The sequence below is a fragment of the uncultured Rummeliibacillus sp. genome (assembly GCF_934216135.1).
GTDB lineage: Bacteria > Bacillota > Bacilli > Bacillales_A > Planococcaceae > Rummeliibacillus.
Map to the genome: position 1 here is coordinate 22,288 of NZ_CAKQBI010000031.1, position 7,188 is coordinate 29,475.

Below are 7,188 nucleotides of genomic sequence, written 5' to 3' on the forward strand. Positions count from 1 at the left end.
GATGTCAGAATTTGTGCAAGTGGCAGCTGAAATTGCACAATTAGATGAGCTTTTAGACAAAGAATACAAAATAGAATCAATTATAGAAAACCTAGATGGAAGCCAGGTTATATTAAAATATGATAATCAACAAACCAAATTGAACATTACAACCGCTGATGCACGTAAATATCTGTCAGTTAAATTAAAAGAACAAATGGAACATAATCTTTAATAGTAATAAATATTTATGTGATAAGCATTGCTTATTGCATTTTTTGTGTCTTCTGTTTTTAATAATGCCAGGTATATCAATTTTTAGTGAATGTTCGGGAAGAAAGTGTTGAGTTCTCGTATCTAGAAATCATAATAAAAAAGTAGGCTGATTGGGTTTCCCAATCAGTTTTTTTATCTTTATATTCACTTATTAAATTATTTACAGTTATTCCACTTATTCATTTAAATTGACCACTTAATATGAGCTTTTTACTACTTGCTTAAATAAACTAAAATCTACAAATTTTGTATGCTATATTAAAACAAGAAAGGGGAATGACGAATGAAGATTCAGCTCAATTTTGATGAGCAATATCAAGAGATTGAGGTTCATATCCATGCAAACAAATTGGATGATGAAGTACAAAAAATAATCAATCAACTTAAAACACCTTCACAAAATATGATAGATGGTTATATAAATCAAGAAATTTGTATGCTAAAGGCTTCTGAAATCTACACCATTTATGTTGAAAAAGGTAAGGTGTTTCTACAAACAGACGAAGAGGAATATCAATCAAAGAAAAAACTATATGAAATTGAAGAAATATTCCAAAAACAATTTTCAAGAGTTAATAAATCTACATTAGTCAATATAGACCATATCCGATCTTTTCAAATGGATTTAGTAGGTACAACTTTGTTGATATTAGATAACGGTACTTCAGTACATGTTAGCCGAAAATATTTCAAAGAATTAAAGAAAAAGTTAGGGATTGGGAAGGAGGTATAAAACGTGAGTAAATATTTTGAATCTGCATTAGTAGGGCTTGTTTTTAGTCTTAGTATTTCATATTTCATGGTTACAATCGGTTTAGTGAATCAAGATACATCTATCTCTGGACAACAACTTTTACTTCAATTTATTGTTGCTGCTATTTTTGGAGTAGTGGTCGGAATTTCAACACTAATATTCTATATTGAAAGATTCTCTTATTTTAGTAGAATAGCCATGCATTTTATTTTCGTTATTATATCTAGTGGAGTTGCAGGATACTACGGCAAATGGTTTGAGTTCGGCAATATTAGTTCGATGTTAAATACATTTATATTCGTTGTTTTGATATATATTATAATTTGGTTCTTTTTTTATACAAAAGCTAAACGAGAAATACGTGAAATAAATGAATTACTAGAAAAAAGACAGGAGATGTAAAATGGAAAATGTTATAGAAGTTCGGAACTTAAAGAAGAACTATCAAAATGTTGAAGCAATCAAAGGAATCACTTTTAATGTAAAACAAGGTTCTCTATTTGCGTTTTTAGGTACAAATGGAGCGGGAAAATCCACGACTATAGATATTCTCTGCACTTTAACGGAAAAAACATCAGGTACTGTTAAGATTGCTGGTCATACAATTGGTACAAACGAAAATGACGCTATTCGAAAAGAAATTGGCGTTGTTTTTCAAGATAGTCTTCTAGATGAACGGTTAAGTGTCTATGAAAATATTTGGCATAGAGGGATTGCTTATGGATTAAAAAAGGAAGAGTTGAAGAGAAATTTTAAGTTTGTAGAATCACATTTACATTTGGATGACATTGTAAAGAAAAAATACGGTAAGCTATCAGGTGGTCAAAGAAGACGAGCCGATATAGCTCGTGCGTTAATCCATCGACCATCCATTCTTTTTTTGGATGAACCTACAACAGGCCTTGATCCTCAAACTAGGCAATTTGTTTGGCAAGCCATAAAAAAACTTCAAAAAGAAACGAAAATGACGGTGTTTTTGACAACTCATTATATGGAAGAAGCAGCAGTTGCAGATGAAATCGTCATTATCAAGAAAGGGGAAATTGTAGCTCAAGGAACGCCTAATTATCTAAAAGAAAATTATGCATATGATCAACTACTTGTTGTATTTAAAGAAAATGTTGAAGTTGGAAGCTATTTATCTTCTTATAAATATAAGTTTCAAAAAGATACTTATACAATACCATTAAAGAAAACGAGAGATGCCATTCCGATATTAGAAAAATTAGAACCAGTCGTTCAATCATTTGAAGTGATAAAAGGATCTATGGATGATGTTTTCATTAGGATTAATGAGGAAGGGGATATATTAAATGACAACAATCATGAGTTTAGTAAGCAGACATTCAAAAGTATTTAGAAGAGAACGAACTACTGTATTTTTCTCATTATTATCCGTAATGATTGTCATATTGTTATATGCTTTGTTTTTGCGAGAAACACAGATTGACTCAATTGCTCAAATGATAGAGAGAACGAATGCTTTAGAAGCAATGGTAAATGAATGGATGGTAGCAGGTTTACTATCAATTTTGGCTATCACAACAACCTTGGCGGCTTTTGGAATTTATGTTCAAGATTTAGAAACGAAGAGAGCAGAAGACTTTTTAACAATGCCCATTTCTAGAGGGCAATTACTTATAAGCTATGTTATTAACTCGTTCATTATTGGTAGTGTATTTACAATAATTGCTTTTGTTGGTTGTGAAATCTTTCTTGTTTCTACTGGTGCAGAATGGCTAGATTTGAATACCTCCGTCAAAATTATAGGTGTATTACTATTTGCAGTCATTTTAGCAAGTACCTTTAATTTACTATGTGCTCTATTAGTAAAATCATTAACGGCATTTTCAACATTAAGTACAATTATCGGAACTGTCATTGGTTTTTTATGTGGAGTTTACGTACCTATGGGAGCCCTTCCTGAATATGTACAAAAGTTTATGATCTATTTTCCTTTAAGTCATCCAACAGTTATGTTGAGAGAATTATTTATGCACGACTCTTTAAATACAGTTTTTAATGGAGTACCTCAAGCTAAAGAGGAGTATATGTCTTTATACGGTGTAACTTATGAATGGAATAATCATGTTATATCACAACCTGCTCATTTGTCATTCATAGTAATAGCAGCAATCCTTTTTTGCTCATTATCTATTTTAATTTTTAAAGTGAGAACTCGTTAAAATTAAAGATAGTGAATATTTAAACTAGTGGTAAAATAATAATATGAATATAAAGAAGGTAGGTACGGCATCATTGGATACTAGAACGGATATAGAACTTGTGAATTTCTCAATAGGTTTACCTAAGAATATGCATTTCAATAAAGAACAGATCGTAAATACGGGCATTTGTAAGCAGTCAGTTGAAGAAGCATATCTAACGAAAGATGGATTTCGTGGGGATGGTGTAGCAGATTTGAAACATCATGGGGGCTATGATCGAGCTGTTTGTGTCTACCCTTTTGAACATTATGCTAAATGGGAAAATGAATTTGGAAAACCATTGGACGCAGCGGCTTTTGGAGAAAATCTAACCGTTACGAATATGTTGGAGGAAAATGTTTGTATCGGGGATATTTTTCAAGTTGGAGAAGCGGTCATTCAAGTTACACAAGGGAGAGTTCCATGTAGCACGATTTCGAAAAGAATGGATAATCCCCTAATCTTAAAGAGACTAGTAGATACTGGATACGTTGGCTATTTGAGCAGAGTATTAGAAGAAGGTATTGTACGAAGTGATTCAAAGGTTTCGTTAGTAAACAAACATCCAAATGAAGTCTCTGTTCTCTATTGTATGGATACTTATTTTCATCGAACTAAAGACATTGATGCTATGACAAGGATTATAAATGTGCCAGAGTTAGCAGACGAATGGAAAGAAAAATTGAAGGTTCGTATAGAAAAGTTTTCAAATAAGTAAAATAGTTATAAATTGTATGATAAAAGATTATTCGAATTCTTGACTTACACTTTCATAATAAGTATGATAAATATAAATTTTATAAGAGGTTCATAGCGCAAACCCTCTCTAAAAAACTATGGAACATGCGAATATTGCCATGTCCACTTTTGCGGATATGGCTTTTTTATTTGTATTGAACTTATGGCTTAATGTACAAAAGAGCCAAAGTATCCTACCTAATAGTTGCAGGTGTATAAGTTGTGATTTCCTCTATTATAGGAGGCAAAAAGATGTCAGGAAGAACAAATGAACAAGGGTTAAAGGATTTAAGTTTACTAGGTAACCAAAATACAAAATATTTATATGAATATGCACCAGAAGTACTTGAAGCAGTGGATAATTTACATACTCAAAATGACTTCTTTGTGAAATTTAATTGTCCAGAGTTTACAAGCTTATGTCCAATGACAGGTCAACCAGATTTTGCGACGATTTATATTTCGTTTATACCGGACAAAAAATTAGTTGAAAGTAAGTCTTTAAAATTATATCTATTTAGCTTCAGAAATCACGGGGATTTTCATGAGGATTGTGTCAATATCATCATGAAAGATCTCATTAAGCTTTTAGATCCACGCTATATAGAGGTTTGGGGTAAATTTACACCGAGAGGCGGTCTTTCTATTGATCCGTGGTGTAATTATGGACGCCCAGGCACAAAATATGAAAAAATGGCAGAACATCGTTTGTTGAATCATGATTTATATCCTGAAAAAGTGGATAATCGATAATAGCGTATAAAAAGCATTGCAGCGTTGCAATGCTTTTTTTTATACTAATCTTTTTGGATGTTTTGTAAAAATAATTCTAATATCTTTGTATAAATTTCTGGTTGCTCAGCGTGGACTTGATGTCCTGCAAAAGGAATAATTGAAACATGGACATTCTTACTATTTTTAGGATAGTGAATGGTACCTTTTGTTTCAGTATGATTACTTTCACCTACGACAAATAATATGGGTGCGCTAATTCCATTCAAATCTTTTGTTACTTCAAATGGATACCAATTTTCGTCTTTTGAAAGTTCCAATAATTGTTTCCAATCTGATTTATGTAATTGATTGAAGAAGTGTACAGTTTCTTTATCTTGTAATAATTGTGAATGGAATTTCACATCTTCTTTGTGCAATTCTAACCAATTGTCTGGTTTTTCATAGGAAACACCCGATAATGATAAACTTAAAAGTCGTTTTGGAAATTTCTTTGCAAAAAATAAACCTACTAATCCACCAAGTGAACAACCTACAATATGTGCTTTTTCTATTTTTAAATAATCTAGCGTTTCTGCTAAATCACTAGCGGAATCCTCGAAAAAATTTGAGAAATCTTCTGCTTTAGAATTACCATGTCCTCTTAAATCAGGAAGAATAACCTTGAAGTTTTTTTGAAAGTATTCTCTTTGATACTCAAAATCAGTAAGGCCGGTTTGTAAACCTGTATGAAGAAATACAATAGGTTCGCCATTCCCAAAAATTTCAGTATGTAAAATCAAACTAATCCCTCTTTTCCAATATTATCTATTAATAATAGCAATTAAAAAGAATATTTAATAGTCCGAAAATTACATATTTAAAAGATTGAGTAGTACGTTAAAAAATGTCGTTAAATTATTCTGTATTGTTGTCAAATTAAAAATTCAATTTTGAAGCTAAAAAGAGAAATTTGTACTATGATAGAGAAGAATATAATGAAATAATAGGTGATACTATGCCAGCACTAACAACGGATCAAGTATTAATGCTTGATTCATACAATGTTTATACAACCGTTCCAAAACGTACACTTTTTACATTGGAGCGAGTTCACAAAGAATTCTTTCAAGAAACAGAATTTGCAGATTTGATGTTAGGAATAACAAGTGCAAAATCGAAAACAGCTGCCATATCTCATTTTTCAAAACGATATGGTCAGTTTATTGCCATGCAATTTTATATGTTAACAGCATACGATTTAATCTGGGATGGCGATGAACGTGATTTACAATTTGATGCTACAAAAGAGAATGGTCTATACACAATTTGTATGTTTGCTAATCCTAATGATTGGAGATATGTAGATGATTCGGAACGCCAAAATGTAATTTCTACAATTTTGTATAAACAGTGTTATCAAATTGTACAAGATTTACGCAATACTACATCAATTTCACCACGAGTCATTTGGGATAATTTTTTTGTACATATAGTGAATGTGTATGCAAAATTGCTCGACGATCCTCGCATTGCAGATCAAGCAATGGATGATTTAGAATGTTTAGAATCTGCAGAAGTTTGGAATCGATTTAGTGATAAATCTCTTTTCTATGAATATACGAAGGGAAAAGCACCAGCATCTCTTGTAAATCAGCCGATTCGAAAATCATGCTGTTTATCAAAAGATATTCCAGGCTTAGGTGCATGTGGATATTGTCCGCTATTATGTGAGTAAAAAAAGAAGGAAGCATAAGAAATCATGTGCTTCCTTTTATCATATTCTCTATGTATTTGATAAGTTTTATTATACATATAAAATAATAATGGTGAATAGAAAAGGAGTCGATAGATTTGGACTATTGCCTTAATATGCCTCTTTTCGGTCAGCATTTTGAGGATGGAGAATGGCCACAAAATGTCTTAGTGGCTGAAAAAGGTGCTGATTATTGGGGAGAAAGTATATGTGGATTGGCTTGTCTTAGAATGATTATGGGGCATTTTCAAATACCAGTGGTATCTCCTTATGAATTATTAGTTGAAGGAATTCGTTTAAATGCTTATTGCGAAAAAGGCTGGATACATCAAGGATTAGCCAATATTGCTTCAAAATACGGTTTGAAAGCTTTTCCTTTGGCTATAAAAGATGGGGAAGCCTTAGAAGAGTTACTATCAAAAAAAGGACCAGTGATTGTATCGGTTACTGGTCAATTACCTGAAGACGGCCGAAAAGGCGGACATCTCATAGTAGCATGTGGCAGATATCAAGAAAACGGAATACAGATGATTGCATTTTGTGATCCTTCTCGGTGGGGTAAAACGAATAGTAATGTGTCCGAAAAAAGATTTCTGTCTAGTTTTACCGGACGAGGAATTGTATTTGAAAAGTATTAATTATTTTATAGTTGGATTTATAAAGAAGAAATGGACATTATGTTCCATTTCTTTTTTTAAGTGCGCCCGGCATGGGTGATTACTTGGTGGTGAAAGTCCACTACAGGCTTGGCAGTAGGAACTGTTAGC

At 32.2% G+C, this 7,188-nt stretch carries 10 protein-coding genes; 9 read left to right on the forward strand and 1 reads right to left on the reverse strand.

The features are described from left to right. Position 1: 1 nt before the first annotated feature. The 7 genes from Q0977_RS15240 (at position 2) to queF (ending at position 4,707) form a co-directional block, all read left to right on the forward strand. Positions 2 to 214, forward strand: coding sequence for a hypothetical protein (locus tag Q0977_RS15240; protein ID WP_299515489.1), 213 nt, complete (start codon positions 2 to 4; stop codon positions 212 to 214). 324 nt (positions 215 to 538) lie between these two features. Continuing rightward, positions 539 to 988 carry a LytTR family DNA-binding domain-containing protein gene (locus tag Q0977_RS15245; RefSeq protein ID WP_299515491.1) on the forward strand — a complete coding sequence of 150 codons (450 nt, stop codon included), beginning with the start codon at positions 539 to 541 and terminating at the stop codon, positions 986 to 988. Positions 989 to 991: 3 nt separating this feature from the next. After that, positions 992 to 1,411, forward strand: a complete 420-nt coding sequence (locus Q0977_RS15250) for a DUF3021 domain-containing protein (RefSeq protein ID WP_119416688.1) — start codon at positions 992 to 994, stop codon at positions 1,409 to 1,411. Position 1,412: 1 nt separating this feature from the next. Then, positions 1,413 to 2,369 carry an ATP-binding cassette domain-containing protein gene (locus tag Q0977_RS15255; RefSeq protein ID WP_119416687.1) on the forward strand — a complete coding sequence of 319 codons (957 nt, stop codon included), beginning with the start codon at positions 1,413 to 1,415 and terminating at the stop codon, positions 2,367 to 2,369. After that, positions 2,323 to 3,195, forward strand: a complete 873-nt coding sequence (locus tag Q0977_RS15260) for an ABC transporter permease (protein ID WP_299515495.1) — start codon at positions 2,323 to 2,325, stop codon at positions 3,193 to 3,195. The genes Q0977_RS15255 and Q0977_RS15260 overlap by 47 nt, the downstream gene beginning before the upstream one ends. 43 nt (positions 3,196 to 3,238) lie before the next feature. Further along, the gene (locus tag Q0977_RS15265) at positions 3,239 to 3,934 is read left to right on the forward strand and encodes an MOSC domain-containing protein (protein WP_299515497.1); all 696 of its coding nucleotides are present in this window, start codon (positions 3,239 to 3,241) and stop codon (positions 3,932 to 3,934) included. A gap of 272 nt (positions 3,935 to 4,206) precedes the next feature. After that, positions 4,207 to 4,707 carry a preQ(1) synthase gene (gene queF, locus Q0977_RS15270; RefSeq protein ID WP_119416684.1) on the forward strand — a complete coding sequence of 167 codons (501 nt, stop codon included), beginning with the start codon at positions 4,207 to 4,209 and terminating at the stop codon, positions 4,705 to 4,707. 44 nt (positions 4,708 to 4,751) lie between these two features. Here queF and Q0977_RS15275 read toward each other — a convergent pair whose 3' ends face one another. Then, a complete protein-coding gene (locus Q0977_RS15275) occupies positions 4,752 to 5,468 on the reverse strand; it encodes an alpha/beta fold hydrolase (RefSeq protein WP_299515500.1) in 717 nt (238 codons plus the stop codon). A 215-nt stretch (positions 5,469 to 5,683) separates the two neighbouring features. Here Q0977_RS15275 and Q0977_RS15280 point away from each other — a divergent pair, with 215 nt between their 5' ends. Continuing rightward, complete coding sequence (locus tag Q0977_RS15280; protein ID WP_299515501.1) at positions 5,684 to 6,403, forward strand: Fe-S oxidoreductase; 720 nt, start codon at positions 5,684 to 5,686, stop codon at positions 6,401 to 6,403. A gap of 116 nt (positions 6,404 to 6,519) precedes the next feature. Then, on the forward strand, positions 6,520 to 7,059 hold the full coding sequence (locus Q0977_RS15285) for a C39 family peptidase (protein ID WP_299515503.1): 540 nt from the start codon (positions 6,520 to 6,522) through the stop codon (positions 7,057 to 7,059). Positions 7,060 to 7,188 lie beyond the last annotated feature (129 nt).

Excerpts from the sequence above, each read along its gene's own strand:
- Q0977_RS15260 (WP_299515495.1), top strand. The coding sequence starts at position 2,323 with ATGACAACAATCATGAGTTTAGTAAGCAGACATTCAAAAGTATTTAGA.
- queF (WP_119416684.1), top strand. The coding sequence starts at position 4,207 with ATGTCAGGAAGAACAAATGAACAAGGGTTAAAGGATTTAAGTTTACTA.
- Q0977_RS15255 (WP_119416687.1), top strand. The coding sequence starts at position 1,413 with ATGGAAAATGTTATAGAAGTTCGGAACTTAAAGAAGAACTATCAAAAT.
- Q0977_RS15280 (WP_299515501.1), top strand. The coding sequence starts at position 5,684 with ATGCCAGCACTAACAACGGATCAAGTATTAATGCTTGATTCATACAAT.
- Q0977_RS15265 (WP_299515497.1), top strand. The coding sequence starts at position 3,239 with ATGAATATAAAGAAGGTAGGTACGGCATCATTGGATACTAGAACGGAT.
- Q0977_RS15240 (WP_299515489.1), top strand. The coding sequence starts at position 2 with ATGTCAGAATTTGTGCAAGTGGCAGCTGAAATTGCACAATTAGATGAG.
- Q0977_RS15245 (WP_299515491.1), top strand. The coding sequence starts at position 539 with ATGAAGATTCAGCTCAATTTTGATGAGCAATATCAAGAGATTGAGGTT.